This is a genomic window from Burkholderia sp. (assembly GCF_018375725.1).
Taxonomy (GTDB): domain Bacteria; phylum Pseudomonadota; class Gammaproteobacteria; order Burkholderiales; family Burkholderiaceae; genus Burkholderia.
On record NZ_JAHACR010000497.1, the window covers coordinates 1 to 1,722 of the forward strand.

Annotated in this window: 1 protein-coding gene; it reads left to right on the top strand. The window is 61.8% G+C overall.

Annotated features, from left to right (window positions below; all coding sequences use genetic code 11):
• Positions 1-182 precede the first annotated feature (182 nt).
• A partial coding sequence (locus KH616_RS24820) for a hypothetical protein (protein WP_292254848.1) occupies positions 183-1,722 on the top strand: 1,540 nt, incomplete at its 3' end.

Here is a 1,722-nt window from a genome sequence, read left to right on the forward strand (position 1 = left end):
ACCCCATGTACCCCCGATCCCAACTGAAACGCTGGTACGTGTACGCCGCTGACAAGCTTGTCGCGGTTGTGCAGGCCATCACTGACCGCGGCGCGATTCAGATGGCGTCCGACTTGACCGGGCATAGCGCAGCGACGCTTTGTGCTCAAACGACGATCCGGCAGCGCTGATAAGGAACCGATATGACCACCACCGAAAATAGCCGCGATGCGCTGACGGACGAGCAGATTATCAACATCGCAGAGAAGCATCACGCATCGCATCCCGGTGTCGATGAATGGTGGGCGTTCCGCGACCGTGCCGACGTGATCGCCTTCGGCCGCGCCATCCTCGCCGCAGCCCCTGTCGAGAAGCCCGCAGCAGCGCCGATCCCGACCGACGACCTCGAACAGATGACGCCGAACCAACGGCGCGCACTGAACAAGGGCCTCGCCGCGCTCGAAACCATGGCCGATCTGTGGGCGGTGGAAACGCGTCTGACCGACATGTCTGAGCGCATTGCGGCCGTCGCTGACGAAGTGGAGCGCGCAAAACGTATCGCCGCGATGATCCACCTCGGATTCGTCGAAGGCGCGTACCGGCACTTCCTCGACCACAAGGATTCTCAGACCGCACCCGCACCCTCGCCAGCGGACGAGCGGGCGGCGGAGCATGTGACGGCGATCCAAAAAATTATCGACATCGCGGACGGATTCAATGTCAGCGGCGTCTACCTCAACGAGGATGTCGAAAATCGGAGCGCTATCGAGGCGGCTGAAAATGCATTAGAAGCGCTGCGGATCGATCTGTGGTCGCTGCGCGTGAGTTTCCTGAAAGGCTGCGAAGAAATCGATGCGATACGCAATGCGCTCGACCTTGAGGAAGACTGCGACTACGGAGAGATCATTGAGGCAATCGAAGAACTTCAAGGTGCCCGCGCCGCATCTGCCAATGAGACGGGGGCGGAAGCCAAGCGCGGAACCGACGCGCAAATCCTGTTCGAACGCAAGCTGACCTGCGAAGCCATCGACGGCGCCATCGCCTTCGGCTACCAGAACACGAACCCGCCACCGAGCGAAGATCACTGGCTCGCACCGTTCTGGAGGATGGGGCGGAAGCTGGCGGCGATCGAGGCGCAGGCCGACGAAACGGGTTTGAAGCTGGACAAGCCGGCCAAGGTAGGCGGGGGTCGATTCGGTGTCGGCGTGAAATGGTCGACCGTGATCGGTGCGGCACAACGCCTGTACGAGTACGAGGTAACGCCCGAGAAAGAAGCGGCCCGCATCGAACGCGCACGCGTCGTTCTGGATGACATTCGAAATGGGAAATATGCCAGCGAGCCGGTTGATGCGGCGGCTTCCGAACTGGAAGCGCACAAGCGCATGCTCGGCGAGGCATGCCGCGACCTCGGCCTGATCCATGAAGCACTCGGCCTTGACCCGGACGAAGCAGGCGGCGCAGCACCGATCCTCGACGCCATCGCCATCCTGAAGCGCGGCAACCCGTCCATCGAAATGATCAGGCTGCTCGACTTCTTCGCAGGAGAAGCAGCCTACGACGGCGAATACAGCAACTCGACGAAGGAAGAGTTCGAAGCGAACCGCGAGAAGGCGATGCAACTCATCGATGAGGCAGGAGCCGACGCCCGCTCGCCCGCTATGGCGGCGGAAGCGGATGACGATGCGCCGGACATCGCAACGTTTTGCGAGCTGCTCGGTAGCTACGGGCGCGTGATGTCGAGTC